The following is a 24,571-nucleotide window of genomic DNA, read 5'->3' on the forward strand; positions in this document are numbered from 1 at the left end:
GCGGTGGTGGACCGGGGCACACTGGCCCCATGACGAACCCGGAGCGAGACCCGCAGGAGGTCGTCTGCGAGGGCGGCCCCGCGCAGGTGCAGGTGGAGGTGCTCGAGCCGCGCGAGGTCCCGCTGGGGGGTCCGCGCGCGATGCGGGTGCGCCGCACCCTGCCGCAGCGGCACCGCTCGCTGATCGGGGGCTGGTGCTTCGCCGACCACTACGGCCCCGACCCGGTCGACGCGACCGGCGGCATGACCGTCGCCCCGCACCCGCACACGGGGCTGCAGACGGTGAGCTGGCTGTTCACCGGCGAGATCGAGCACCGCGACAGCGCCGGCCACCACGCGATGGTGCGGCCCGGCGAGGTGAACCTGATGACCGCCGGGCACGGCATCAGCCACTCCGAGGTCTCGACGGCGGACACCGCGACGCTGCACGGCGTCCAGCTCTGGGTCGCGCTGCCCGAGGCCGCCCGCGAGTGCGCCCCGTCGTTCGCCCACCACGCGCCCGACCTCCTCGAGGGCGACGGCTGGCGGGCGCGGGTCTTCCTGGGCTCCCTGCTGGGGCACACCTCGCCGGTCGCGACGGCGTCCCCGCTGGTCGGCGCCGAGCTGGTGCTCGACCCCGGCACCGCGCTCGACCTCGACGTCGACCCCGCGCACGAGCACGGGGTCCTCGTCGACACCGGCGTGGTCTCGGTGCAGGTCACGGAGGTCAAGGAGCACGCGCTCGGGTACGTCGCGCCCGGCACGGCGAGCCTGCGCCTCGAGGCCCACGCTGCCGGGGCGCGCGTGCTGGTGCTCGGCGGCGAGCCGCTCGGTGAGTCGATCGTGATGTGGTGGAACTTCGTGGGTCGCTCCCACGACGAGATCGTCGCCTTCCGCGCCGCCTGGCAGGCGCAGATCCCCGGCGACGGGTCGCTCGTGGACGGACGGTTCGGCATCCCGCTCGACGACCCGCTGCCGCCCATCCCGGCCCCGCCGCTGCCCAACGCCCGGCTCAAGGAGCGCCGTTAGCGCCCCGTGAGGCGGAGGCCTTGTGGCGCCGGTCGCGGAGGTCGAGAGTTCCTGCATGAGCACCGACACCCCGGCGCCGGACTTCTCGGGACTGCGCGCGACCTACGTGAACTGCACGCTCAAGAAGAGCCCCGAGCCCAGCCACACCCAGGGTCTCGTCGACGCCAGCGCCGCGATCATGCGCAAGCACGGCGTGGACGTCCACGAGATCCGGCTGGTCGACCACGACGTCGCGACCGGGGTCTACCCCGACATGCGTGAGCACGGGTGGGCGACCGACGCCTGGCCCGACCTCTACCCCGGCATCCTGGCCAGCGACATCCTCGTGGTCGCCGGCCCGATCTGGCTCGGTGACAACTCGAGCATCACCAAGCAGCTGATCGAGCGGATCTACGCGCTGAGCGGGATGCTCAACGACAAGGGCCAGTACCTCTTCTACGGGCGCGTCGCGGGCTGCCTGATCACCGGCAACGAGGACGGCATCAAGCACTGCGCGCAGAACGTGCTCTACAGCCTCCAGCACGTCGGCTACACGATCCCGCCCAACGCGGACGCCGGGTGGATCGGCGAGGCGGGCCCCGGCCCGTCGTACCTCGACCCGGGCAGCGGCGGGCCGGAGAACGACTTCACGAACCGCAACACGACCTTCATGACCTGGAACCTCCTGCACCTCGCGCAGATGCTCAAGGACGCTGGCGGCGTGCCCGGCTACGGCAACCAGCGCCACGAGTGGGACGCCGGCACCCGCTTCGACTGGGAGAACCCCGAGTACCGCTCCTGACCTCCCGGCGGCGCCGGTCGGCGGTGCTGTCGGTGGGGTCGGGCAGGATGCGGGCATGCCCGGACCCGTGACCGGTGACGACGGCGTCGCCCGCTGCCCGTGGGCGGTCGGCGACCCCCTCAACCGCGACTACCACGACACCGAGTGGGGGATGCCGATCAGCGGGGAGTCGGCCTACTTCGAGCGCCTCACCCTCGAGGCGTTCCAGTCGGGCCTCTCCTGGCGCACGATCCTGGCCAAGCGCCCGGCCTTCCGCGAGGTCTTCGCGGGCTTCGACGCCGAGGTCGTGGCCGGCTTCGGGCCCGAGGACGAGGCGCGGCTGATGGCGGACGCGCGGATCGTGCGCAACCGGCTCAAGGTCGCGGCCGCGATCTCCAACGCCCGGGCCTGCCTCGACCTGCGCGACGACGGCGGGCTCGCGGCGTTCGTCGAGAGGTTCCGCCCCGAGGAGCAGCCGGCGCCGGCGACGACCGAGGAGATGGTGACGACCTCGCCCGAGTCGGTGGCGCTCTCGAAGGCGCTGAAGAAGGCCGGCTTCGTCTTCGTCGGGCCGACCACCATGTACGCCCTGATGGAGGCGGTCGGGCTCGTCGACGACCACCTCGTGGGCTGCCACCGTCGCGGAGCGCGCGCGTCCTAGTCTCACGACATGACCCGCGTGCACGCGTTCACCGACGACGCGCTCGGCGACCTCGACGCCGTCGGCCTGGTCGAGGCGCTGCGCGCCGGCCGGGTCTCGGTCCCCGAGGTCGTCGACGCCGCCATCGCCCGGGCGGAGGCCGTCGAGCCGCGCCTCAACGGCATCGCCTACGCCGCCTTCGACCGCGCCCGCACCGAGGCCCGGGCGCCGCACGGCGGCTACTTCTCGGGCGTGCCGACGTTCGTCAAGGACAACTGCGACGTCGCGGGAATGCCGACCCAGCAGGGTGCCGACGCCTACCGGGCCCGACCCGCGCGGCAGGACGGCGACTTCGCCCGGATGTTCCTGGCCACCGGGGTGATCCCGCTCGGCAAGACGCAGCTGTCCGAGTTCGGGTTCAGCCCGTCGGCCGAGCACGCCCGGCTCGGTCCGGTCCGCTCCCCGTGGCAGGTCGAGCACACCGCCGGCGCCTCGTCGGCCGGCTCGGCGGCGATGGTCGCCTCGGGCGTCGTACCGCTGGCGCACGCCAACGACGGCGGCGGCTCGATCCGGATCCCCGCGTCGGTCAACGGGCTGGTCGGCCTCAAGCCGACCCGCGAGCGGCTGGCCCAGGACGTCACGATGCGCCAGATGCCGGTCAAGATCGTCAACGACGGTGTGCTGACCCGGTCGGTGCGCGACACCGCCGCCTTCCTGCGCGAGTCGGAGAAGGTGTGGCGCAACCTGCGCCTGCCGCCCGTCGGCGACCTCACCCGACCGGGCCGCGCCCGGCTGCGGGTCGCCGTGGTGACCGAGGGCGTGGGCGTCGCCGCCACGCCCGAGGTGACCGAGCTGACGCTCAAGACGGCGGGTGCCCTCGAGGAGCTCGGCCACCGGGTCGAGCCCGCGGTGCTCGACCTGCCGCCGTCGTTCAAGGACGACTTCCTCGTCTACTGGTCGCTGCTGAGCCTGGCGATCCTGCGCAGCGGGCGCCGCAGCTTCGGCGACTCGTGGGACCCCGGTCAGCTCGACGACCTCACCCTCGGCCTGGCGCGCCACGCGCGCCGCCACCTCCACCGGCTGCCGGTGGCGATCGCCCGGCTGCGCCGCTCGGCCCGCTGGTCGCGCCGCTTCTTCGAGCAGTACGACGTGCTCCTCTCGCCGACCCTGGCCGCGACGACGCCGCTGCTCGGCCACCTCGACCCGAGCCAGGGCTACGACGCGACCATGGAGCGGATGCTGGCCTGGGTGGCCTTCACCCCGCTGCAGAACGCGACCGGCGACCCGGCCATCAGCCTCCCCCTCGCGACGACGTCCGCCGGGCTGCCGCAGGGCATGATGTTCGCTGCCGGAGCGGGCCGCGAGGCCACGCTCCTCGAGCTCGCCTACGAGCTCGAGGAGGCGCTCCCGTTCCCCCGGATCCAGGACTGATCGGAGCCCCCGCGAGCCGAGCGGCAGCCGATTTCGTGCCGACCCCCGGGCCTGTGTATTCTCTTGCGGCGTTGCCCCTTTAGCTCAGTCGGCAGAGCGTCTCCATGGTAAGGAGAAGGTCTACGGTTCGATTCCGTAAAGGGGCTCTGGGTTGGGGTTCCGTCGCCTCAGGGCGGCGGGGCACTCCGTCCCGGTGGCGGGGTAGCTCAGGTGGTTAGAGCACACGGCTCATAATCGTGGTGTCGCGGGTTCGAGTCCCGCCCCCGCTACACATCAAGACGTCGCCCGACGTACAGCAACGCAAAGGACCTCCCGTGGCCAGCAAGACCTCCGACGTTCGCCCGAAGATCACGCTCGCGTGCACCGAGTGCAAGGAGCGCAACTACATCACCAAGAAGAACCGGCGCAACGACCCCGACCGCATGGAGCTGTCGAAGTTCTGCCCGCGCTGCCGCAAGCACACCCCGCACCGCGAGACCCGCTGAGCAGGTCGCCAGACGCGTCACGAGGGCGGTCACCCCGGTCGGGGTGACCGCCCTCGTCGTCGTCCGGGCCGGAAGGGTCTAACGGACCCCGACGGGCTCCGCGCGGACCACGTCCGGGGCCGCTTCCGGGCGCGGCGCCCGTCGGGGCAGCAGGGCCAGCGCGGCCCCGGCGAGCACCCAGCAGGCCAGCACCAGCAGCGGTGCGCCGGCGCCGTTGCCCTCGAAGAACGCCGTCGAGCGCAACGCGGTCCCGGTGGCACCCGGCGGTAGCAGCTGACCGAGGGTCGACCATCCGCCCGGGAGCAGCTCGGGGGCCGACGTCACCCCGGAGAGCGGGTTCCCGAGCAGCAGCACGAGCGCCGCGCCGACACCCAGGCCCGGCAGGCCGAGGACGCGGTGGAGCCCGACGAGCGCGAGCCCGGTGGCGGCCATGCCCAGCGCGACGACGCCGGCGTTGGCCCAGGTGCTTCCTTCCAGAGCGCCGAGCCAGCCCTGCAGCACCGCGACGACGGCGAGGCCGCCGGCGGCGGCGATGCCGAGCGCAGTGACGACCTGGGCGACGCCGCCGCGCACTCGCAGGGCGACGACGGCGCCGGTCAGCAGACCGCCCAGGACGATCGGCAGGGATCCGGCGTTGAAGACCAGCCCGCGCGGGTCGTCGGGCGGGAGCGGTACGACGTCCGTGGTCGTCGGGGCGGGACTGCCGGGGTCGGCTGCCGCGAGCCCGGCGGTGAGCTGTTGCAGTGCCTGGGCGACGGCCGGGCTCGCCGCGGAGGCGGTGAGCAGCTCGGTCCCCTCGGGCCCGGGCACGACGGCGGCGTACGCCTCACGGTCCTCGATCGCGGCGACGGCGGCGGCCCGGGACTCCACCGCGGTCACGTCGAGCGGGTCCGGCCCGGTGTGCGCCGTGGCCTGCTGGAGCGCGAATGCCGCGTCCAGGGGCCCGACCACGACGACGGGCAGGTGCCGGGGGGCAACCTGGCTCGCGGGCCAGGCGAAGGCGGCGACGACGAGGGCGAGCAGGGCGGTGACGCCGAGGACGAGGGCCGCCGTCTGCGCCCCGCGGGAGGCAGGGGCCTGGTCGATGGCGTGGCCGGTGGTGTGGCCGGTGGTGTGGCCGGTGGTGTGGGTGGTCGTGGACATGGTCCCTCCTCAAAAGGAATGTTCGTTCGGTTTGTCCGAGGGTGCCCCCGCTGACCCGAGTTGTCAAGAACGAATGTTCGTTTTAGGCTGAGGCCATGCCCAAGGTGACCGACGAGCACCGCGCCGCCCGGCGCGAGCAGATCCTCGACGCGGCGGTGCGCTGCGTGGCCCGCGAGGGCTTCCACCGCACGACGATGGCCCAGGTGATCGCAGAGGCCGACCTGTCGGCCGGTGCCGTCTACGGCTACTTCAAGGGCAAGCCCGACCTGATCAAGGCGATCGCGGGGCGGGCCCTCGGCGGCTTCTCCGACATCCTGCTCGCGGTCGCCGACGGGCCGGGACCGGTCTCGCCGGCCACCGGCCTGCGTGCGGTGGTGCGGGCGGTGGAGCGCGTCTCGGTGGAGACCGACGGGGCCTTCCCGAAGGTCGCGCTGCACGCCTGGTCGGAGGCCGCGCGCGACACCGAGGTGCGCGAGATCGTGGCAGTCAACCTCGCCGGGCTGCAGGAGGCCTGGCTGGCGGTGCTGCGACGCTCCGACGCCGACGGCACCCTGCCGGCGGGCGACCACGCCGCGATGGCGCGGGTGATGATCGGGCTGATGCCGGGCTTCCTCGTGCAGTCCTCGCTGTTCGGCGTGGTCGACGCCGACGCGTACGTCGGGGGGTTCGAGGCGCTCACCTCCACCCGCGCTGACTAGGGTGGAGCGCATGCCGGTCGACCAGTCGCTCGTGGGGCGGGAGTTCCCGCCGACGCCACCCCTGACCGTCACCGAGGAGCAGGTCCGCACGTTCGCGGCCGCCACGGGCACGCCGTACGACGGGGGGCCGGCGCCGGCGACCTTCCCGATCGTGCTCGCCTTCGACGCGATGAACGCCTTCCTCGAGGCCGAGGGTGTCGAGCTCGCGCGGATCGTGCACGGTGACCAGAAGTTCGCCTACGAGCGACCGGTCGTGCCCGGCGACGTGCTGAGCGCGCAGCTGACCGTCGCCAGCCTGCGCCAGATCGGCGGCAACGACATCATCGGCACCACGAGCCGGATCACCGACGAGCAGGGCGTCCTGGTCTGCGCGACGAGCGCGACCCTGGTGCACCGGGGGGCCGGCGCGTGAGCGACCTGGAGCCACAGCGCTACACCGTGACCCGCGCCGACCTGGTGGCCTACGCCGCGGCGAGCGGCGACCACAACCCCATCCACCAGGACGACGACGTCGCCCGCAGCGTCGGGCTCCCCGGGGTGATCGCGCACGGGATGTACACGATGGCGCTCGCGGCGCGCGCCGTCGCCACCTGGTTCCCCGGCGCCGAGGTGGTGAGCATCGGCTGCAAGTTCACGTCCCCGGTCGTCGTGCCCGCCGAGGGCGGGGTCGACGTCGAGGTCGCCGGCACCGCGACCGAGGCCGACGGCCTGACCACCGTGAAGCTCGCCGTCACCTCGGGCGGGCAGAAGGTGCTCGGCATGCCCCAGGCAGTCGTGCGTGGCTGAGCTGCTCCGCGACCACACCACCCTGCGTCTCGGCGGCCCGGCCGGCCGCTGGGTCGAGGCGACCACCGAGCAGGAGCTCGTCGACGCGGTCTCCGGCGCCGACGAGGCGGGCGAGCCGGTGCTGCTCGTCGCCGGCGGCAGCAACCTCGTCGTCGCCGACGAGGGCTTCGCCGGCACCGTCGTCCACGTCGCCACCACGGGTGTCGCCGCCGACCACGAGGGGGACGACCCGACCTGCGGGGGCGTGCTGGTCACCGTGGCCGCGGGGGAGTCGTGGGACGACCTCGTCGCCACCGCCGTGGCCCGCGGGTGGACCGGCCTCGAGGCGCTCTCCGGCATCCCCGGCTCGGTCGGCGCCACGCCGATCCAGAACGTCGGCGCCTACGGCCAGGAGGTCTCCCAGACCATCGCGAAGGTGCGGGTCTGGGACCGCACCCTGCGGGGCGTGCGCACCTTCGCCAACGCCGACTGCGGGTTCTCCTACCGGCACAGCCGGTTCAAGGCCGACCCCGGGCGTCACGTCGTCCTCGAGGTCACCTTCCAGCTCGCGCAGGGCTCCCTCGGCGCGCCGGTCCGCTACGCCGAGCTGGCCCGCCGCCTCGGCGTCGCCGAGGGACAGCGCGCCCCGCTCGCCGACGTGAGGAACGCTGTGCTCGACCTGCGCCGTGGCAAGGGGATGGTCCTCGACGCCGACGACCACGACACCTGGAGCGCCGGCTCGTTCTTCACCAACCCCGTCGTCGACCCCGCGGCCGTGCCCGAGGGCGCCCCGGCCTGGCCCCAGCCCGACGGCCGCGTGAAGACCAGCGCCGCCTGGCTCATCGACCACGCCGGCTTCGCCCGGGGGTACGGCGCCGGCCCGGCCCGCCTCTCGACCAAGCACACCCTCGCCCTCACCAACCGGGGTCTTGCCACGACCTCCGACCTGCTCGCCCTCGCCCGCGAGGTCCGCGACGGCGTCGAGCGGGCGTACGGCATCCGCCTGGTCAACGAGCCGGTGCTCGTCGGCTGCGAGCTCTGACGGACAGCTCGGAGCGAAGGGCCCCGGTCGTCAGCGGCAGGTGGGGCTGATCGCTCCGAAGTAGGCGCGAGAGGGCCGGGGCGGAGGCCCGCCAGCGCCCAGAGGGCGCCGGCGGGCTCGTGACCGAGTACCCCCGTTCTTCCTCGGTCACGATCGCCGCCGCGGGCCATTCCCTCACGACCAGTGGTCGTGCGGGGCCCAGGACCCGGCACTACGGCGTCGCCCGTCACGCTGACCCGGGCCTCCCCCCGTGAAGGCCCGGATCCAGCGAAGTGACTCCACTCTCGCCCACCCGGGCCACCCCCGGCATCGGTAGAGCTACGTAATCGGCTACCGAACCGACTACGGACCATCCCCCGCTCGCGCTACCCTGCGCTGGTGCTGACACCAGTGGTGGGGCGCGAGGGGGACCAGGCCCGGCTCGAGGACGCCCTGGAGGCTGCTCGCTGGGTCAGCGTCATCGGACCCCCGGGCAGCGGCAAGACCCTGCTCGTGCGACACGTCGCCGCCCGCCGCGACACCACCGCGTGGGTCAACGCCCGCGGCCTGCCCGACCCCGGCGACGTGCTCAACGCCTGCGTCGGCGCGCTCGGGGGCGAGGTCGCCCCCGGTGACACCGCCGAGGGAGCCCTGCGCCGGGCCCTCGACGGCACCGAGACCCTCCTCGTCGTCGACGGCGTCGACCCCGACACCGACGGCCTCGGCCTGGTCTTCCAGGACATCGTGGAGACCACCACGGGTGCCCAGCTGGCGGTCACCGCCCTGACCATGGCCGGCCTGCCCGGCGAGCGCGTGATCCGCGTCGGCCCGCTCCCGGTGCCCGCCACCCACGAGCCGCTGGCCGGGCCGGCGGTGGACCTGTTCCGCACCCGGGTCGAGGCCGCCGGGGGCTACCCCATCGACCTCGCCGAGCACGAGGACGACGTACGCCGCCTGCTCGCCGCCTCGGGCGGGCTCCCGCTCCTCATCGAGCAGATGGCCGTGCAGATCGCGCTGGTGGGCCTGCCCAACGTGGTGCCGACCGCGTCGCTGTCGGAGGCCGTGCACGCGTCCTACCAGCTGCTCGACGACGACCAGCAGCGCTGCTTCCGCCGGATGTCCACGCTGAGCGTGCCGATCAGCACCGAGGTGCTGGCCGCGGTGATGGACGTCGACCGCGCGCGGGCCGCCGGGCTCGCCGCCGGCCTGGCCCGCCGCAGCCTGGTGGAGGTGCTGCCCGACGGGCGGCTCGACCTGCTCTCGCCGATCCGGCGCCACGGCGCCTTCCTCGCCGCCTCGACCGACGACGACGAGCAGACGCGCCGCGGCCTGATCGCCTGGGCCGACCGGGTCGCCCCGACCGACACGAACGAGGGCGCGGCCGACGCCCCGTGGCTGGGCGACCTCGCAGCGATGCGCGCCGCGATCGCCGCGGCCTGCGCCGACCCGGCCACCCGCGACCGCGGCTACGAGCTGGCCAACCGCATCTTCTCCTCGCTCTACACCGCGATGCGGGCGCGGGAGGCCGTCGAGATCCTCGAGGGTGTGCTCGTCAGTGGCGACGGGCCCGCCGCGATCGGCGCGCAGGTGGCGCGTCGCGCCGGCATCGCGGCGTCCGAGGTCCGCGGCACCTACGAGGGCCTGTGGCTGCTCGACCGGGCCGAGCAGCACGCCCTCACCGCGCCCGACACCGACCTCGAGCTGGCCCGCACGGCCTCGATCCGGGCCGAGATGCACCTCGACGCCGGCGACCTGCGCCAGGCCGCGGCCGAGGCCCAGCGCGCCATCGACTGCGACACCACCGGCCGCCAGATCGTCCGGCAGGCCACCCGCACCCTCACCGACGTGCACGTCTCGCGCGGTGACTTCGTCGCCGCCGAGCGCGACGCGCGGGTGATCTTCTCGGTCTCCGACGAGAACGACGAGCGCTGGATCAGCCTCTCCGCCCGCACCCTGCTGGCGCGGGTCGCGCTCGAGCAGGGGCGCCTGGTCGAGGGGGCGTCCGCGGCCCGCAACGCCTGGCAGGAGGCCCGCGAGCTCGCCGAGGACCGCGTCGCCCTGCTCGCCGAGACGCTGCTGCGCCAGATCGACCCGACGACGCCCGCCTCCGACGTCGACCGCGACCTGCTGCCCTGGGCGGTGCGGATGCCGGTCCTGGCGCAGGACGCCCGCGACCTGCTGCTGACCGGCGATGTCCCGCGGGCCGCCGGCCTCGCGGCGGACGTCGTGGTGCTCGCCGACAGCTGCCGGCTGGGCCGCGACGCCGTGGACGCCCGGCTCGTCCTGGCCCACGCGCTCGTCGAGCAGGGCGAGCTCGACCAGGCGACCACGACCTTCCTCCAGGCGGCCGACCAGGCCACCGCGATGCCGATGCCGCTGCGGGTCGCCGACGCGTTCGACGGTCTCGCGTGGCTGGCCCGCGAGCGCGGCTTCCGCGAGGCCCGCGGCATCGCCGCGGCCGCCCGCGCCCTGCGCGCACCGCGGTACGCCGTCCCCTGGGGCGCCGCGACCCTCCACCCGGTCGATGCCGGCCGCACCGCTCCCGAGGGGTGGGTCGAGGACGCCCACGCCACGCCCGTCGCGCTGCGCGAGCTCGCCCGGATCTTCGCCCGGCGCGAGGAGCCCACGGTCGACTCGCCGCTGGCGCAGCTCACCACGGCCGAACGCGCCGTGGCCGAGCGGGTCGCCGACGGCCTGACCAGCCGCCGGATCGCCGAGGAGCTCTTCATCTCCCCGCGCACGGTCGACGCGCACCTCGCGCACATCTACCGCAAGCTCGAGATCAACAGCCGCGCCCGCCTGGCCGCGCTGGTGATCGCCGAGGCCGGTTGAGCGGTCAGTCGGGCGGCGCCGCGAGCCAGGCGTCGACCTCCGCCAGCGACCGTCGTACGACGTCCTCGGGGGCGCGCGAGGCGCGGAACGACATCCGCGCCAGCTCGGCCAGCGTCGCGTCGTCGAGGTCGTGGGCGGCGCGCATGGTGGCGTACTGCCCCGCCAGCCGCGACCCGAAGAGCAGCGGGTCGTCGGCGCCGAGCGCCACCGTCGCGCCGGCCGCGAGCAGCTCCGGCAGCGGCACCGAGGTCAGGTCGGAGTAGACACCCAGCGCGACGTTGGACACCGGGCACACCTCGAGCGCGATGCCGGCGTCGACCACCCGGGCCAGCACCTCGGGGTCCTCGACCGACCGGACGCCGTGGCCCAGACGCCCCGGGTTGAGCCGGTCGAGGCAGGTGCGGACGTGCTCGGGGCCGCGCAGCTCCCCGCCGTGCGGCGCCAGCAGCAGGCCGGCTCGCTCGGCGATCGCGAACGCCGGCGCGAAGTCCTCGGTGCTCCCGCGCCGCTCGTCGTTGGACAGGCCGAAGCCGACGACCCCGCGGCCGGCGTACTGCCCGGCCAGCCGCGCGAGCGTGCGGGCGTCGAGCGGATGCCGGGTGCGGTTGGCCGCGATCACCACCGCGATCCCGAGGCCGGTGTCGCGCGAGGCCTCGGCGACCGCGTCGAGGACCAGGTCGGTGAAGGCGGTGATCCCGCCGAACCGCGCGGCGTACCCGCTCGGGTCGACCTGGATCTCCAGCCACCGGCCGCCGTCGCGGACGTCGTCCTCGGCCGCCTCGCACACCAGCCGGCGCACGTCCCCGGGCGTGCGCAGCACCGACCGCGCCACGTCGTAGAGGCGCTGGAACCGGAACCAGCCCTTCTCGTCGGCCGCCGACAGCTCCGGCGGCCACTCCGAGACCAGCGAGTCGGGGAGCACGATGCCGTCGCGCTCGGCAAGCTCGAGCAGCGTCTCGTGCCGCATCGACCCGGTGAAGTGCAGGTGCAGGTGCGCCTTGGGGAGGTCCTCGATCCGGCGGTGCACTCAGGCGAAGAGCTTCTGCAGCCGGGTGATCCCCTCGACCAGGTCGTCGTCGCCGAGCGCGTAGGACAGCCGCAGGTAGCCGGGCGAGCCGAACGCCTCGCCGGGCACGACGGCCACCTCCACCTCGTCGAGGATGTACTCGGCCAGGTCGGCCGACGTCTCCACGAACCGCCCGCCGTGCTCGCGTCCGAGCAGACCCTTGACCTGGGGATAGGCGTAGAACGCACCCTGCGGGGTGGGGCAGACGACGCCGTCGATCTCGTTGAGCATCGCGACGATCGTCCGGCGCCGGCGGTCGAACGCCGTCTTCATCTCCTCCACGGCCGACAGGTCGCCCGACACCGCGGCGATCGCGGCCCGCTGGGCCACGTTGGACACGTTGGACGTCGCGTGGGACTGCAGGTTGGTGGCCGCCTTGACGAGGTCCGTCGGGCCGATCATCCAGCCGACCCGCCAGCCCGTCATCGCGTAGGTCTTCGCCACCCCGTTGACGACCACGCAGTTGTCGGTGAGGAAGGGGCACAGCACCGGCATCGAGCCGGTGTCCACCCCGTCGTACACGAGGTGCTCGTAGATCTCGTCGGTCAGCACCCACAGCCCGTGGTCCTCGACCCACTGACCGATCGCGCGGATCTCGTCGGCGCTGTAGACCGCGCCGGTCGGGTTGGACGGCGAGACGAACAGCAGCACCTTGGTGCGCTCGGTGCGGGCGGCCTCGAGCTGGTCGACGGTCACCTTGTAGTCTTGGGTCTCGTCCGCCAGCACGGCCACGGGCACGCCCCCGGCGAGAGTGATCGCCTCCGGGTAGGTCGTCCAGTACGGCGCGGGCACGATCACCTCGTCGCCCGGGTCGAGCATGGCCGCGAACGCGCCGTAGATGGCCTGCTTGCCGCCGTTGGTGATCAGCACCTGGGCGGGCTCGATCTCCAGGCCGCTGTCACGACGGGTCTTCTCGACGATCGCCTGCTTGAGCTCCGGCAGCCCGCCGGCCGGGGTGTAGCGGTGGTTGCGCGGGTCGCGGCACGCCTCGACCGCGGCGTCCACGATGTAGTCGGGCGTCGGGAAGTCGGGCTCGCCGGCGCCGAAGCCGATCACGGGGCGGCCCTCGGCCTTGAGCGCCTTGGCCTTGGCGTCCACCTTGAGCGTGGCGGACTCGGCGATGCCGCCGATCCGCTGCGAGACGCGGCGCTCGCGGGGACCGGCAGGGGGCTTCTGGCCCTCGTTCGGGGAGGTGGCGGGCGGCATGGCACCAGTCATGCGCCCATCGTAGGTCCGTCCCCTGTTTGGACGCCGCCTCGGTCTGACCCGTAGACTCCACCCTCGGTGGATTCTTCCCGATGCTCCGGCCTGCCCACAGGGCGGTCGCGGCGTCGCGGCGGAGCCCGGAGGGCACTAGCTCAACTGGCAGAGCATCGGTCTCCAAAACCGAAGGTTGGGGGTTCAAGTCCCTCGTGCCCTGCAGGACGATGGCAAGACGCAGCGAAAGGCAAGCGACCCGCCCCGCGAGGGACCGGTCAGGAGAGGTGACGTCGTGACCGACAGCAAGGCGGTGCGCCGCGAGCGTGCCGACAACCGCACGAGTCCGGTCACCTTCTACCGCCAGGTCGTCGCCGAGCTGCGCAAGGTGGTCTGGCCGACGCAGGAGCAGCTGGTCACCTACTTCGTGGTGACCATGGTGTTCGTGATCTTCTTCATGACCTTCGTCTCGCTGCTCGACCTGGGGTTCGGAAAGCTCGTCTTCGAGCTCTTCACCCAGGACAGCAAGTGAGCGGGGCCGGACACATCCAAGACAACGAGCGGGACAGCGAGTGACGGAGCAGGACGTGTCGGAGCAGTACGACGAGTCGGGCGAGACCGTGCAGGGCGGCGCCCCGGCGTCGGCGACCACGGAGGAGGACGCCGCGCTCGACGCGGCGACCGCCGAGGAGACCGACGAGAGCCTGGTCGAGGCGACCGAGGGCGAGGCCGAGGGTGCCGAGCTCGACGCCGTCGAGTCCGGTGACGACCCGATCGAGACCGAGCCCGAGGAGGCGCCGGTCGACGACGCCCTCGCCGCCGCGGAGGAGCTCGCCGACGAGGCGGCCGAGGAGCTGGCCGACCAGCCCGAGCCGAGCGTCGAGGAGGCCGAGGCGGACGCCGAGGTCGCCGACGACGACCCGCTCGAGGCGTTCCGCCGCGAGCTGTGGGCCAAGCCCGGTGAGTGGTTCGTCGTCCACACCTACTCCGGCATGGAGAACCGGGTGAAGTCCAACCTCGAGAACCGCATCATCAGCCTCAACATGGAGGACTACATCCACGAGATCGTGGTCCCCACCGAGGAGGTCGCGGAGATCAAGAACGGCCAGCGCAAGATGGTCAAGCGGACCGTCCTGCCCGGCTACGTCCTCGTGCGCATGGACCTCACCGACGAGTCCTGGGCCGCGGTGCGGCACACCCCGTCGGTGACCGGCTTCGTCGGCCACAGCCACCAGCCGGTGCCGCTCTCGATGTCCGAGGTCGAGAACATGCTGGCCCCGAGCGTCGTCGCCACGGCCGAGGCCGCGGCGGCCGCCGCCGGCCAGGCCAGCGGGGGCGGCGCCACCGCGGCCCGCAAGCCCGTCGAGGTCGCCGACTTCGACGTCTCCGACTCCGTGATGGTGGTCGACGGTCCGTTCGCCACGCTGCACGCGACGATCACCGAGATCAACGCGGAGTCCCAGAGGGTCAAGGCCCTCGTCGAGATCTTCGGCCGGGAGACCCCGGTCGAGCTGAGCTTCAGCCAGATCCAGAAGGTCTGAGGCCCAGGCAACACAGGTGGCAGAGGGCCTCGGCCCTCGTCATGACCACGAGACAGAAAGAGACACAGAGGAATGCCTCCCAAGAAGAAGATCGCTGCGCTCGTCAAGGTGCAGCTCCAGGCCGGCGCTGCGACCCCGGCCCCGCCGGTCGGGACCGCGCTCGGTCCGCACGGCGTGAACATCATGGACTTCTGCAAGGCCTACAACGCGCAGACCGAGTCCATGCGCGGCAACGTGATCCCGGTCGAGATCACCATCTACGAGGACCGCTCGTTCACGTTCATCACCAAGACCCCGCCGGCCGCGGAGCTGATCAAGAAGGCGGCCGGCCTGCAGAAGGGCTCGGGCGTCCCGCACAAGGAGAAGGTCGGCAAGCTGACCAAGGACCAGGTGCGCGAGATCGCCCAGACCAAGCTCCCCGACCTCAACGCCAACGACATCGACGCCGCGATGAAGATCGTGGAGGGCACCGCCCGGTCGATGGGCGTCACCACCGAGTAACCAGTGGCAGGGCCGCGCTGGCCCACGTTGACCACGACCTTCCGAAGAGAGAAGAAGAAGCATGCAGCGCAGCAAGACCTACCGCGCGGCGGCCGAGCAGTTCGACAAGGACGAGCTCTACGCCCCGCTGGCCGCGATCAAGATCGCGAAGAACACCAGCAAGAAGAAGTTCGACGAGACCGTGGACGTCGTGATGCGTCTCGGCGTCGACCCCCGCAAGGCCGACCAGATGGTGCGCGGCACCGTCAACCTGCCGCACGGCACGGGCAAGACCGCCAAGGTCCTCGTGTTCGCCAACGCCGACAAGGCCGAGGCCGCGCGTGAGGCCGGTGCCGACGTCGTCGGTGGCGACGAGCTGATCGAGAAGGTGTCGGGCGGCTGGCTCGACTTCGACGCCGTGGTCGCGACCCCGGACATGATGGGCAAGGTCGGCCGCCTCGGCCGCGTGCTCGGTCCCCGCGGCCTGATGCCGAACCCGAAGACCGGCACGGTGACGCCCGACGTCGCCAAGGCCGTCTCGGACATCAAGGGCGGCAAGATCGAGTTCCGCGTCGACCGCCACGCCAACCTGCACTTCATCATCGGCAAGGCGTCGTTCTCCGAGGCCCAGCTCGCGGAGAACTACGCGGCGGCGCTCGAGGAGGTGCTGCGGCTCAAGCCCGCCAGCTCCAAGGGCCGCTACATCAAGAAGGTGACCGTCTCCACGACGATGGGGCCGGGCGTCCAGGTCGACCCCAACCGCACGCGCAACGTGACGGCCGAGGACGAGAACCAGGACTGACCGCCGCGGGCACCCGCCCACGACGCACGACGACGGCCCGGAGCGTGAGCTCCGGGCCGTCGTCGTCCCTCGGGGAGGAGTCGCTCAGGCGAAGAGGCGGTCGTCGACCAGCTGCTCGGTGACCTGGCTGCCGTCGGGCGAGAAGCGGCTCTGGTGGAAGTACTTGCGGAACTCCAGGTTGATGCCGTCCTGGCCGAACCGGTTCTTCTCCACCGTCAGCACCGCCCACTGGTGGTACTTCTCGGCGTTGGTCACGTCGTAGACGAGGTGGTGGCGCGCCACCACGTCGTACTTCTGGTTGAAGATCATGACCGCGTCCGCCTCGTAGGCGAGCGCCGAGGAGCCCCGCAGGTGGTGGACCCGCATCCGGCGGCCGGACGTGATGCCGTCACGGTCGGAGGCGACCATGGCGAGCACCGGCATCCCGCCGTCGATGGACAGGTCCTTGAGCCCCTCGGCGACGATGCCCGAGCGTTCCTCGTCGTTGGTCTGCGGGCCGGGCACGTTGACCTTCTGGAGGTAGTCCACCACCAGCATCGGCACCTGGCCGCTGGCCTGCCACACCTGCTCCGCGGTGTTCTGGATCTCGGTCAGGTCCGTGGAGGTCCCGGTCGCCCGGTGCACGTGCAGGCGGTCGGCGTACTCCCGCACCGCGGCGAGCGCCTCGGGGCCCGAGGGCAGGTCGGCGAGGCGCTCCTCGATCGACGTCGAGACGCTGCAGTCCTCGAGCACGGTGCGGATCTGCTCCAGCCCCGGCGCCCGGCTGGAGAGCAGCTCCCCGGCCTCGAGGGAGATCAGGCGGGTGAGCAGGTCCTCGGGATCGTGCTCGAAGCTGAAGTAGACGACGCTCTTCCCGCTGCGGGCGACGTTGCGCGCGAGCTGCAGCGCGAACGTCGTCTTGCCGACGCCCTGCGGGCCGGCGAGGAGGGTGAGTCCTCCGCCCCGCAGACCGCCCCCGAGGGAACGGTCGAGCGCCGCGAATCCGGTCGGCCAGACCCTCGCCAGCGACTCGCCTGCATTGCGTAGGCGTTCGTCGCTCTGCTCGAGGATCCCCGAGATGCTGCTGGTCTGCTCCATCACGCTTGTCATGGGAGCACGGCGGGACCTCCGGCGCAGGACTTTCGTCAATTTTTCGTCAAGGTCCCGTGGTTGGTCCGGACCAGCCCGGGACCCCCCACATGGGCCCCCCGGCCGCCGAACGGACACCTGGCATGGCTCGCCCCGGACCACCCGGACCCCGATTTGGCCCCTCCGGGCCCGCGGCGTAGAGTCCTCGACGAAACCAGAGACCGCCGGTCTGTCGCGATCCTGCACCGTGGGGTGAGCGACCGAAGGTTCCGCGTCAGCGGACGGCCAGCGCAGGGATCAGAGCAACCGGGCCGGTCCGCCGGCTCCACGCCCTGAGCGCCTGCGCTCGGGGCGTTCGTCGTCGCTGGGCCCGGGCCCGGAGCGGTGGTCTCCCCGATCGGAAGGAGACCCATGGCGCGGCCAGAGAAGGCAGCAGCCGTCGCGGAGATCGTTGAGTCGTTCAACGGTGCCGCCGGTGCTGTGCTGACCGAGTACCGCGGTCTCACCGTGAAGCAGCTGCAGGAACTGCGGCGCTCCCTCGGTGCGAACGCCAACTACGCCGTGGTCAAGAACACGCTGGCCAAGATCGCCGCCACCGAGGCGGGCATCGACGGCTTCGACGACCTGCTGACCGGCCCGACCGCGATCGCCTTCATCAACGGCGACGTGGTCGAGGCGGCCAAGGGTCTGCGTGACTTTGCCAAGGCGAACCCCACCCTGGTCATCAAGGGTGGCGTCCTCGACGGCAAGCCCCTCGACGCGCAGGAGGTCGCCAAGCTGGCCGACCTCGAGTCGCGCGAGGTGCTGTTGGGCAAGCTGGCCGGCGCGATGCTCGCGTCGCTCAGCCAGGCCGTCTACCTGCTCAACGCGCCGATCGCGCAGGCTGCCCGGCTCGCCGGCGCCCTGCAGGCCAAGGCCGAGCAGGACCCCTCGATCCTCGCGGGTGGTGCCGGCTCGCCGGCCGCTGACGAGGAGGCCCCGGCCGCGGAGGCGGCTCCCGACGAGGAGCCCGCTGCCGAGGCGGCCGAGACCACCGACGCCTGAGCCCAGCGCGTCGTACACCACCTGAATCCGAAGTACCAAGGAAGGAAGCCATCATGGCGAAGCTCACCACCGACGAGCTGCTCGACGCGTTCAAGGAGATGACCCTCATTGAGCTGAGCGAGTTCGTGAAGCAGTTCGAGGACACCTTCGGCGTCACCGCCGCTGCCCCGGTCGCGGTTGCCGCGGCTCCGGCTGCGGGCGGCGCGGCCACCGGCGGCGGCGAGGCTGCTGCCGAGCAGGACGAGTTCGACGTCGTCCTCGAGGCGGCCGGCGACAAGAAGATCAACGTGATCAAGGAGGTGCGCGCCCTCACCTCGCTCGGCCTGAAGGAGGCCAAGGAGCTGGTCGAGTCCGCACCCAAGGCGGTCCTGGAGAAGGTCGCCAAGGACGCTGCCGAGAAGGCCAAGGAGGCCCTCGAGGGCGCCGGCGCCACCGTCACCCTCAAGTGACCCCCGGCTGACGCGTCCCGCGGACGCGCAGCCACCGCGAGGGCGGTCCCACCGACACGGTGGGACCGCCCTCGTCTGCGTCTCCGGGCACCTGAGGAGACTGCTGGTCCAGCGCTCAGGTGGACCTCGGACCGTGCGGCTCGACGCGTAACCTCCGCGCCGCACCAGCGTTGTTCCCGGCGAGTGGGGGGCTCGGGCAGACGCTCAGCGTCGCGCCCTGGACAGACGGCGACACCGAGCGAGACCTGGGAGAGGGAGGGCCAGCGCGTGGGCGTGGAGATCGAGGTCGACGGCCTCACCAAGTCCTTCGGCAAGCAGCTCATCTGGGGCGACGTCACTCTCACCGTCCCCGCCGGGGAGATCTGCGTGATGCTCGGCCCCTCGGGCACGGGAAAGTCGGTCTTCCTCAAGGCGCTGATCGGCCTGCTGAAGCCCGACCGCGGCTCGATCGTCATCGAGGGTACCGACATCGCGAGCTGCTCCGAGCGCGACCTCTACGAGATCCGCAAGCTGTTCGGCGTCCTGTTCCAGGACGGCGCGATGTTCGGCTCCATGAACCTCTACGACAACGTCGCCTTCCCGCTGCGCGAGCACACCAGGAAGTCGGAGTCCGAGGTCCGCGACATCGTCATGGAGAAGATGGACCTCGTCGGCCTCGTCGGCGCCGAGACGAAGCTGCCCGGCGAGATCTCCGGCGGCATGCGCAAGCGGGCCGGCCTGGCCCGTGCCCTGGTCCTCGACCCCGAGATCGTCCTCTTCGACGAGCCCGACTCCGGTCTCGACCCCGTCCGCACGGCGTTCCTCAACCAGCTGATCGTGGACCTCAACGCCCAGATCGACGCGACGTTCCTGATCGTCACCCACGACATCAACACCGCCCGCACGGTCCCCGACAACATCGGCCTCCTGTACCACCGCCACCTCGCGATGTTCGGTCCGCGCGAGATGTTGCTGTCGTCGGAGGAGCCGGTCGTGCGCCAGTTCCTCAACGCCCAGCGGGTCGGCCCGATCGGCATGTCGGAGGAGAAGGACGCCGACGAGCTCGAGGCAGAGAAGGACCAGGAGCTGCCGCCGCTCCCGCCGATCCCGCTGCAGCTCGAGCCCTCCAACGGCATCCCGCGGCGCTCGCAGCGCGAGCCCGGCGCGTGGTGCCGCGACAACGGCGTCACCCCGCCGCCGGGCTCGTTCGAGGCCACCATGTCGATGGCACCGGGTGGGGCCTGACCGACGCCATGGCCACCTCCCTCACCGCCTCCCGGGCTCTCGCCCCGATCGGGACCGCAGGCAAGCTCTTCGCCTTCGGCCTCGACGTCGGGCGCGGCATGTTCCGCCGCCCCTTCCAGCTGCGCGAGTTCATCCAGCAGGCCTGGTTCATCGCCTCGGTGACGATCATCCCGACCGCGCTCGTCGCGATCCCGTTCGGTGCGGTGATCGCGCTGCAGGTCGGTGGCCTGATCAAGCAGTTCGGCGCCCAGTCCTTCACCGGCTCGGCCGCGGTCCTCGCCGTCGTGCGCGAGGCCGGGCCGATCGCCACCTCGCTCCTCATCGCCGGCGCCGGCGGGTCCGCGATCGCCGCGGACCTCGGCGCGCGCAAGATCCGCGAAGAGCTCGACGCGATGATGGTGCTCGGCATCGACCCGATCCAGCGGCTCGTGGTGCCGCGGGTGCTGGCCTGCATGCTGGTCGCCGTCTTCCTCAACGGCCTGGTCAGCGTGGTCGGGGTCGCCGGCGGCTACGTGTTCAACGTCGTCCTGCAGGACGGCACACCAGGGGCCTACCTCGCCAGCTTCACGGCGCTCGCCCAGCTGCCCGACCTGTGGCAGGGCATGGCGAAGGCACTGGTCTTCGGACTGATCGCCGCGATCGTCGCCTGCTACAAGGGCATGAACGCGGCCGGCGGCCCCAAGGGGGTGGGCGACGCGGTCAACGAGTCCGTCGTCATCACCTTCATGCTCCTGTTCGTCGTCAACTTCGTGATGAGCGCGATCTACTTCCAGCTCGTCCCACCGAAGACAGGGTGAGGCCGGTGTCGAGCCTGAGGTCCGTCTACGAGCGCCCCGTGCGGCAGCTCGACCAGCTGGGACAGGAGCTGGCCTTCTTCGTCCGGGCGCTGGCCTGGACGCCGCGCACCATCCGCCGCTACAAGAAGGAGATCCTGCGGATCCTCGCCGAGGTCACGCTGGGCTCCGGCGCGCTGGCCGTCATCGGCGGCACCGTCGGCGTGATCACGGCGATGTGCTTCTTCACCGGCACCGAGGTCGGCCTCCAGGGCTACGCCGCCCTCAACCAGATCGGCACCGCGGCGTTCTCGGGGTTCGTCTCGGCGTACTTCAACACCCGCGAGATCGCTCCCCTCGTGGCGGCCATCGCCCTCGCGGCGACGGTCGGGTGCGGCTTCACCGCGCAGCTCGGCGCGATGCGGATCTCCGAGGAGGTCGACGCGCTCGAGGTGATGGCGATCCCGTCGCTGCCCTTCCTGGTCACCACCCGCATCATCGGCGGCCTGATCGCGATCATCCCGCTGTACGTCGTGGGCCTGCTCGCGTCCTACTTCGCCACCCGGCTCACGGTCACCCAGTTCTTCGGCCAGAGCACGGGCACCTACGACCACTACTTCAACCAGTTCCTCCCGCCGGGGGACGTGCTGTGGTCGTTCGGCAAGGTGCTGGTCTTCGCGGTCGTGGTCATCCTCATCCACTGCTACCACGGCTACAACGCCTCGGGCGGCCCCGCGGGCGTGGGCGTCGCGGTGGGCCGCGCCGTCCGCACCAGCATCGTCGCCATCAACGTCATCGACCTCTTCCTCTCGATGGCGATCTGGGGCACCACCACGACCGTTCGGCTGGCGGGGTGAGCTGACCGTGTCCCGCATCATCGCCAACCCGCGCCTGCTCGGAGTCGTGTTCCTTGCCCTGCTCGTCGGCGCGGTGTACCTGACCTACGGCATCTTCACCAAGAAGTTCGCGGACTACGACGAGGTCACCCTCCAGACCTCGAAGATCGGCCTGCAGCTCCCCACCCGGGCCGACGTGAAGATCCGCGGCGTCATCGTCGGGGAGGTGCTCGACTTCGACACCACCGCCGACGGCGCCGAGCTCACCCTCGGCATCTACCCGAGCCAGATCGACACGATCCCGGCCAACGTCACCGGCTCGATCGTGCCCAAGACGCTGTTCGGCGAGAAGTACGTGTCGCTCGAGATCCCGCAGTCGGGGGCCGCCGGCACGCTGCAGACCGGCGACGTCATCGAGCGGACCCAGGTCTCCATCGAGGTCGAGAGGGTCCTCTCCGACCTCTACCCGCTGCTGCGCACGGTGCAGCCGGCCGACCTCAACATGACGCTGAACGCGCTGGCCACCGCGCTGGAGGGCCGCGGCAGCGAGCTCGGCGAGAACCTCGAGACCGTCGACAGCTACCTCGAGCGGCTCAACCCGCAGATCCCCGCGCTGGTCGACGACCTCCGCCTGACCTCGAGGGTCTCCGACACCTATGCCGACGTGATGCCCGAGATCGCCTCGATCCTGCGCAACACCGTGACGACCACGGGAACGCTCCAGGACCGCGACGCCAAGGTGCACGCGCTCTTCACCGACGTGGCGGCGTTCGCCGACACCTCGCGCGACTTCCTCGACCGCAACGGCGACAACCTGATCCGGCTCGCCGACGTCTCGCAGAAGCAGATCGGCGTCTTCGCCAAGTACGCCCCGGAGTACCCCTGCCTCACCCAGGGCATCGTGAACGCCGGCCGGCTCCAGGCCGAGGCCTTCCGCGGCTTCACCCTGCACATCGTGCTGGAGACGCTGCCCAACCAGCCGCGCGGCTACGGTCCCCAGGACAAGCCCCGCTTCGGCGAGACCCGCGGACCGGCGTGCGTGAACCTCCCCCACCCGCCGTGGTCACAGACCAACCCGGTCCGCGTGCAGCCCGACTTCGACGACGGCGTCGACGAGCCGACGGGCAAGGGCACCAGCCGCACCGCGCCGGGCTACTGGACGACGGGGACCGGCTACGAGGGCAGCGCGCAGGAGACCGCCCTCCTCAAGTCACTGCTCGCGCCCTCGCTGGGTCTGTCGAGCGCCGACGTGCCCGACCTGGGCGTGCTGCTCGTGGGCCCGATGGCGCGTGGGGCGGAGGTGGGGTACCGATGAGCGTCCTGGACAAGAGGACCACCGTCGACCTCGCCAAGCTGCTCGTCTTCATCGTCGTGACGACGGTCGCGACGAGCATGCTGGTGATCACCATCGGCAACATCTCCTTCGCGGGCAGCAAGGAGTACAAGGCCGAGTTCGTCGACGCGACCGGGGTGGTGGACGGCGACGACGTGCGCGTCGCGGGCGTCAAGGTCGGCACGGTCGAGGACGTCGAGATCGTCGACCGCACGCGGGCGCTGGTCACCTTCACCGTCGACGAGGACACCGCGGTCACCGGGGCCACCAACGCCGCGATCCGCTACCGCAACCTCGTCGGCCAGCGCTACCTGTCTCTCACGCAGGAGATCGGCGACTCGGCGCCGCTCGAGGAGGGCGCCACGATCCCGGTCTCGCAGACCTCGCCGGCGCTCGACCTGACGGTCCTGTTCAACGGCTTCAAGCCGCTCTTCCAGGCGCTGTCGCCCTCCGAGCTCAACCAGCTCTCGTACGAGATCGTCCAGGTCTTCCAGGGCGAGGGCGGCACGCTCGAGGGGCTGCTCGCCAACACCGCGTCGGTGACCAGCACGCTGGCCGACCGCGACCAGGTGATCGGCGCGCTGATCGACAACCTGAACGAGGTGCTCGACCACCTCGGCGACCGTGACGAGCAGCTGAGCCGCCTCATCACCACGTTCCGCACCTTCGTCGGCGGCCTGAAGGACGACCGCAAGGCCATCCTCGACAGCCTCGACCAGATCTCGGCGCTGTCGGTGCAGACCGCCGACCTGGTCTCGGGCATCCGCCGGCCGTTCGTCGACGACGTCCACCAGCTCCGCCGGTTCGCGGGCGCCGTGGACGCCAACAAGGCCGAGCTCGACCGGGCCCTGCAGGTGCTCCCGATCAAGCTGGAGAAGGTCGGCCGCACCGCGGCCTACGGCTCGTGGTTCAACTTCTACCTCTGCTCCTTCTCCGGCAACGTGCACGTCGCCGGCCGGACGATCCCGGTCGACTACCAGACCGGCTCCGACAGGTGTGATCTCCGATGAGCACCCCCTTCCGCGAGCGCAACCCGGTCGTCGTCGGGGCGATCAGCCTCGCCGTGATCGCGGCGCTGATCCTCGCGGCCTTCCGCGCACAGGACCTCCCCGTCATCGGGGGCGGTGACACCTACTACGCCGACTTCGCCGAGGCCGGCGGGCTCAAGGTCAACGACGAGGTCCGCATCGCCGGCGTGCGCGTGGGCAAGGTCGAGGACGTCGCGCTCGAGGGCGACCACGTCCGCGTGACCTTCCGGGTCGACAGCGGCGCCGAGTTCGGCCCCGAGACCGCGGCCGCGATCAAGGTGAAGACCCTCCTCGGTGCCATGTTCCTCGCCCTCCAGCCGGCCGGCGAGGGGCAGATGCCGGAGGGCGACGCGATCCCGGTCGAGCGCACCAGCTCGCCGTACGACGTCGTCGACGCCTTCTCGGGGCTCGCCGAGACCTCCGAGCGGATCGACACCGACCAGCTCGCGCAGTCGCTGACCACGCTGGCCGACCTGACCCGCAACACACCCGAGGAGTTCCGGGCGGCGCTCGACGGGGTCTCGCGCCTCTCGGCCACGGTGGCCTCGCGCAACGAGAAGATCAACGACCTGCTCGGCAACCTCGACCGCGTCTCCACGGTGCTCGACGACCGTGACGAGGACATCGTCGCGCTGATGAAGGACTCCGACGTCCTGTTCCGCGCGCTGGTGGCCCGCCGCGAGGCCGTGCACAACCTGCTGGTGTCCACCACGCGCCTGTCGAAGGAGCTGACGAGCCTCGTGCAGCAGAGCCGCGAGGACCTCGAGCCGGCGCTGCTGCACCTCGAGAACGTCGTCGAGGTGCTCAACAAGAACGAGGACAACCTCGACAACAGCCTCCGGCTGATGGCGCCGTTCTACCGGGTCTTCGCCAACACCCTCGGCAACGGCCCGTGGTTCGACACCTACATCGAGAACCTGCCCCCCGTCCCCCAGGTGGGTGGTTGAG

26 protein-coding genes and 3 tRNA genes are annotated in these 24,571 nt (G+C 71.8%); 25 read left to right on the forward strand and 4 right to left on the reverse strand.

Going from position 1 to position 24,571, the window contains the following annotated elements; genetic code table 11:
- Positions 1-29 precede the first annotated feature (29 nt).
- From ACFPGP_RS08860 to rpmG, 7 genes are all read left to right on the forward strand, one after another.
- Entirely contained in the window at positions 30-1,007 is a 978-nt protein-coding gene (locus tag ACFPGP_RS08860) for a pirin family protein (RefSeq protein WP_378589335.1), read from the forward strand.
- A 55-nt stretch (positions 1,008-1,062) separates the two neighbouring features.
- Positions 1,063-1,788 carry a flavodoxin family protein gene (locus ACFPGP_RS08865; protein WP_378589336.1) on the forward strand — a complete coding sequence of 242 codons (726 nt, stop codon included), beginning with the start codon at positions 1,063-1,065 and terminating at the stop codon, positions 1,786-1,788.
- A gap of 55 nt (positions 1,789-1,843) precedes the next feature.
- Positions 1,844-2,428: a DNA-3-methyladenine glycosylase I gene (locus ACFPGP_RS08870; RefSeq protein WP_378589338.1), complete on the forward strand. Its 585-nt coding sequence runs from the start codon at positions 1,844-1,846 to the stop codon at positions 2,426-2,428.
- A gap of 9 nt (positions 2,429-2,437) precedes the next feature.
- Positions 2,438-3,838, forward strand: a complete 1,401-nt coding sequence (locus ACFPGP_RS08875) for an amidase (protein WP_378589340.1) — start codon at positions 2,438-2,440, stop codon at positions 3,836-3,838.
- 73 nt (positions 3,839-3,911) lie between these two features.
- Positions 3,912-3,984 (forward strand) — tRNA-Thr (locus tag ACFPGP_RS08880).
- A 49-nt stretch (positions 3,985-4,033) separates the two neighbouring features.
- Positions 4,034-4,107 (forward strand) — tRNA-Met (locus ACFPGP_RS08885).
- Positions 4,108-4,152: 45 nt separating this feature from the next.
- Complete coding sequence (rpmG, locus tag ACFPGP_RS08890) at positions 4,153-4,323, forward strand: 50S ribosomal protein L33 (RefSeq protein WP_324500696.1); 171 nt, start codon at positions 4,153-4,155, stop codon at positions 4,321-4,323.
- A gap of 78 nt (positions 4,324-4,401) precedes the next feature.
- Here the strand turns inward: rpmG and ACFPGP_RS08895 are convergent, their stop codons facing one another.
- Positions 4,402-5,466 (reverse strand): RodZ family helix-turn-helix domain-containing protein, encoded by a 1,065-nt coding sequence (locus ACFPGP_RS08895; protein ID WP_378589341.1) that lies wholly within the window; start codon positions 5,464-5,466, stop codon positions 4,402-4,404.
- 95 nt (positions 5,467-5,561) lie between these two features.
- Between ACFPGP_RS08895 and ACFPGP_RS08900 the strand changes: the two genes are divergently transcribed.
- The 5 genes from ACFPGP_RS08900 (at position 5,562) to ACFPGP_RS08920 (ending at position 10,782) form a co-directional block, all read left to right on the forward strand.
- Positions 5,562-6,164 (forward strand): TetR/AcrR family transcriptional regulator, encoded by a 603-nt coding sequence (locus ACFPGP_RS08900; RefSeq protein WP_378589342.1) that lies wholly within the window; start codon positions 5,562-5,564, stop codon positions 6,162-6,164.
- A gap of 10 nt (positions 6,165-6,174) precedes the next feature.
- Complete coding sequence (locus ACFPGP_RS08905; RefSeq protein ID WP_378589344.1) at positions 6,175-6,576, forward strand: FAS1-like dehydratase domain-containing protein; 402 nt, start codon at positions 6,175-6,177, stop codon at positions 6,574-6,576.
- Positions 6,573-6,950: a MaoC/PaaZ C-terminal domain-containing protein gene (locus ACFPGP_RS08910; protein ID WP_378589346.1), complete on the forward strand. Its 378-nt coding sequence runs from the start codon at positions 6,573-6,575 to the stop codon at positions 6,948-6,950. The genes ACFPGP_RS08905 and ACFPGP_RS08910 overlap by 4 nt, the downstream gene beginning before the upstream one ends.
- The gene (locus ACFPGP_RS08915; RefSeq protein WP_378589348.1) at positions 6,943-7,971 is read left to right on the forward strand and encodes a UDP-N-acetylmuramate dehydrogenase; all 1,029 of its coding nucleotides are present in this window, start codon (positions 6,943-6,945) and stop codon (positions 7,969-7,971) included. The genes ACFPGP_RS08910 and ACFPGP_RS08915 overlap by 8 nt, the downstream gene beginning before the upstream one ends.
- Before the next feature lie 378 nt (positions 7,972-8,349).
- On the forward strand, positions 8,350-10,782 hold the full coding sequence (locus ACFPGP_RS08920; RefSeq protein ID WP_378589349.1) for a LuxR C-terminal-related transcriptional regulator: 2,433 nt from the start codon (positions 8,350-8,352) through the stop codon (positions 10,780-10,782).
- A gap of 4 nt (positions 10,783-10,786) precedes the next feature.
- Here ACFPGP_RS08920 and ACFPGP_RS08925 read toward each other — a convergent pair whose 3' ends face one another.
- Together ACFPGP_RS08925 and ACFPGP_RS08930 are read right to left on the reverse strand one after the other, a co-directional pair.
- Positions 10,787-11,809 carry an adenosine deaminase gene (locus ACFPGP_RS08925; RefSeq protein WP_378589351.1) on the reverse strand — a complete coding sequence of 341 codons (1,023 nt, stop codon included), beginning with the start codon at positions 11,807-11,809 and terminating at the stop codon, positions 10,787-10,789.
- Positions 11,810-13,066, reverse strand: a complete 1,257-nt coding sequence (locus ACFPGP_RS08930; RefSeq protein WP_378589353.1) for a pyridoxal phosphate-dependent aminotransferase — start codon at positions 13,064-13,066, stop codon at positions 11,810-11,812. It lies immediately after the preceding gene.
- A gap of 129 nt (positions 13,067-13,195) precedes the next feature.
- On the opposite strand from ACFPGP_RS08930, the gene ACFPGP_RS08935 reads away from it, so the two are divergent.
- From ACFPGP_RS08935 to rplA, 5 genes are all read left to right on the forward strand, one after another.
- Positions 13,196-13,268, forward strand: a tRNA-Trp gene (locus ACFPGP_RS08935).
- A gap of 72 nt (positions 13,269-13,340) precedes the next feature.
- Complete coding sequence (gene secE, locus ACFPGP_RS08940) at positions 13,341-13,577, forward strand: preprotein translocase subunit SecE (RefSeq protein WP_378589355.1); 237 nt, start codon at positions 13,341-13,343, stop codon at positions 13,575-13,577.
- A gap of 40 nt (positions 13,578-13,617) precedes the next feature.
- Entirely contained in the window at positions 13,618-14,586 is a 969-nt protein-coding gene (nusG, locus tag ACFPGP_RS08945; protein WP_378589357.1) for a transcription termination/antitermination protein NusG, read from the forward strand.
- Between the two features lie 72 nt (positions 14,587-14,658).
- A complete protein-coding gene (gene rplK / locus ACFPGP_RS08950; protein WP_378589358.1) occupies positions 14,659-15,087 on the forward strand; it encodes a 50S ribosomal protein L11 in 429 nt (142 codons plus the stop codon).
- A gap of 61 nt (positions 15,088-15,148) precedes the next feature.
- Positions 15,149-15,868, forward strand: coding sequence for a 50S ribosomal protein L1 (gene rplA / locus ACFPGP_RS08955; RefSeq protein ID WP_378589360.1), 720 nt, complete (start codon positions 15,149-15,151; stop codon positions 15,866-15,868).
- 84 nt (positions 15,869-15,952) lie between these two features.
- On the opposite strand, the gene ACFPGP_RS08960 is transcribed toward rplA, so the two are convergent.
- Positions 15,953-16,957 (reverse strand): DnaB-like helicase C-terminal domain-containing protein, encoded by a 1,005-nt coding sequence (locus ACFPGP_RS08960; protein WP_378589362.1) that lies wholly within the window; start codon positions 16,955-16,957, stop codon positions 15,953-15,955.
- A 390-nt stretch (positions 16,958-17,347) separates the two neighbouring features.
- Here ACFPGP_RS08960 and rplJ point away from each other — a divergent pair, with 390 nt between their 5' ends.
- The 8 genes from rplJ (at position 17,348) to ACFPGP_RS09000 (ending at position 24,570) form a co-directional block, all read left to right on the forward strand.
- On the forward strand, positions 17,348-17,980 hold the full coding sequence (gene rplJ / locus ACFPGP_RS08965; protein ID WP_378589363.1) for a 50S ribosomal protein L10: 633 nt from the start codon (positions 17,348-17,350) through the stop codon (positions 17,978-17,980).
- A 53-nt stretch (positions 17,981-18,033) separates the two neighbouring features.
- On the forward strand, positions 18,034-18,429 hold the full coding sequence (gene rplL, locus ACFPGP_RS08970) for a 50S ribosomal protein L7/L12 (RefSeq protein WP_378589365.1): 396 nt from the start codon (positions 18,034-18,036) through the stop codon (positions 18,427-18,429).
- A 267-nt stretch (positions 18,430-18,696) separates the two neighbouring features.
- Positions 18,697-19,653, forward strand: coding sequence for an ABC transporter ATP-binding protein (locus ACFPGP_RS08975; RefSeq protein WP_378589366.1), 957 nt, complete (start codon positions 18,697-18,699; stop codon positions 19,651-19,653).
- 8 nt (positions 19,654-19,661) lie between these two features.
- Entirely contained in the window at positions 19,662-20,450 is a 789-nt protein-coding gene (locus ACFPGP_RS08980) for an MlaE family ABC transporter permease (RefSeq protein WP_378589368.1), read from the forward strand.
- A 5-nt stretch (positions 20,451-20,455) separates the two neighbouring features.
- Positions 20,456-21,283 carry an MlaE family ABC transporter permease gene (locus ACFPGP_RS08985; RefSeq protein ID WP_378589369.1) on the forward strand — a complete coding sequence of 276 codons (828 nt, stop codon included), beginning with the start codon at positions 20,456-20,458 and terminating at the stop codon, positions 21,281-21,283.
- Between the two features lie 7 nt (positions 21,284-21,290).
- Positions 21,291-22,577 (forward strand): MCE family protein, encoded by a 1,287-nt coding sequence (locus tag ACFPGP_RS08990; RefSeq protein ID WP_378589371.1) that lies wholly within the window; start codon positions 21,291-21,293, stop codon positions 22,575-22,577.
- Entirely contained in the window at positions 22,574-23,605 is a 1,032-nt protein-coding gene (locus tag ACFPGP_RS08995; protein WP_378589372.1) for an MCE family protein, read from the forward strand. Before ACFPGP_RS08990 ends, ACFPGP_RS08995 begins: the two co-directional genes overlap by 4 nt.
- The gene (locus ACFPGP_RS09000) at positions 23,602-24,570 is read left to right on the forward strand and encodes an MCE family protein (protein WP_378589373.1); all 969 of its coding nucleotides are present in this window, start codon (positions 23,602-23,604) and stop codon (positions 24,568-24,570) included. The genes ACFPGP_RS08995 and ACFPGP_RS09000 overlap by 4 nt, the downstream gene beginning before the upstream one ends.
- The last annotated feature ends 1 nt before the right edge of the window (position 24,571 follow it).

Source organism: Nocardioides taihuensis, from assembly GCF_042657275.1.
Lineage (GTDB): Bacteria > Actinomycetota > Actinomycetes > Propionibacteriales > Nocardioidaceae > Nocardioides > Nocardioides taihuensis.

Coding starts and splice junctions, on each gene's coding strand:
- ACFPGP_RS08905 (WP_378589344.1), top strand. CDS start 6,175: ATGCCGGTCGACCAGTCGCTCGTGGGGCGGGAGTTCCCGCCGACGCCA.
- ACFPGP_RS08980 (WP_378589368.1), top strand. CDS start 19,662: ATGGCCACCTCCCTCACCGCCTCCCGGGCTCTCGCCCCGATCGGGACC.
- ACFPGP_RS08865 (WP_378589336.1), top strand. CDS start 1,063: ATGAGCACCGACACCCCGGCGCCGGACTTCTCGGGACTGCGCGCGACC.
- ACFPGP_RS08930 (WP_378589353.1), bottom strand. CDS start 13,066: ATGACTGGTGCCATGCCGCCCGCCACCTCCCCGAACGAGGGCCAGAAG.
- rplA (WP_378589360.1), top strand. CDS start 15,149: ATGCAGCGCAGCAAGACCTACCGCGCGGCGGCCGAGCAGTTCGACAAG.
- ACFPGP_RS08895 (WP_378589341.1), bottom strand. CDS start 5,466: ATGTCCACGACCACCCACACCACCGGCCACACCACCGGCCACACCACC.
- rplJ (WP_378589363.1), top strand. CDS start 17,348: ATGGCGCGGCCAGAGAAGGCAGCAGCCGTCGCGGAGATCGTTGAGTCG.
- ACFPGP_RS08860 (WP_378589335.1), top strand. CDS start 30: ATGACGAACCCGGAGCGAGACCCGCAGGAGGTCGTCTGCGAGGGCGGC.
- rplK (WP_378589358.1), top strand. CDS start 14,659: ATGCCTCCCAAGAAGAAGATCGCTGCGCTCGTCAAGGTGCAGCTCCAG.
- rplL (WP_378589365.1), top strand. CDS start 18,034: ATGGCGAAGCTCACCACCGACGAGCTGCTCGACGCGTTCAAGGAGATG.
- ACFPGP_RS09000 (WP_378589373.1), top strand. CDS start 23,602: ATGAGCACCCCCTTCCGCGAGCGCAACCCGGTCGTCGTCGGGGCGATC.
- ACFPGP_RS08960 (WP_378589362.1), bottom strand. CDS start 16,957: ATGACAAGCGTGATGGAGCAGACCAGCAGCATCTCGGGGATCCTCGAG.
- ACFPGP_RS08875 (WP_378589340.1), top strand. CDS start 2,438: ATGACCCGCGTGCACGCGTTCACCGACGACGCGCTCGGCGACCTCGAC.
- ACFPGP_RS08900 (WP_378589342.1), top strand. CDS start 5,562: ATGCCCAAGGTGACCGACGAGCACCGCGCCGCCCGGCGCGAGCAGATC.
- ACFPGP_RS08995 (WP_378589372.1), top strand. CDS start 22,574: ATGAGCGTCCTGGACAAGAGGACCACCGTCGACCTCGCCAAGCTGCTC.
- ACFPGP_RS08870 (WP_378589338.1), top strand. CDS start 1,844: ATGCCCGGACCCGTGACCGGTGACGACGGCGTCGCCCGCTGCCCGTGG.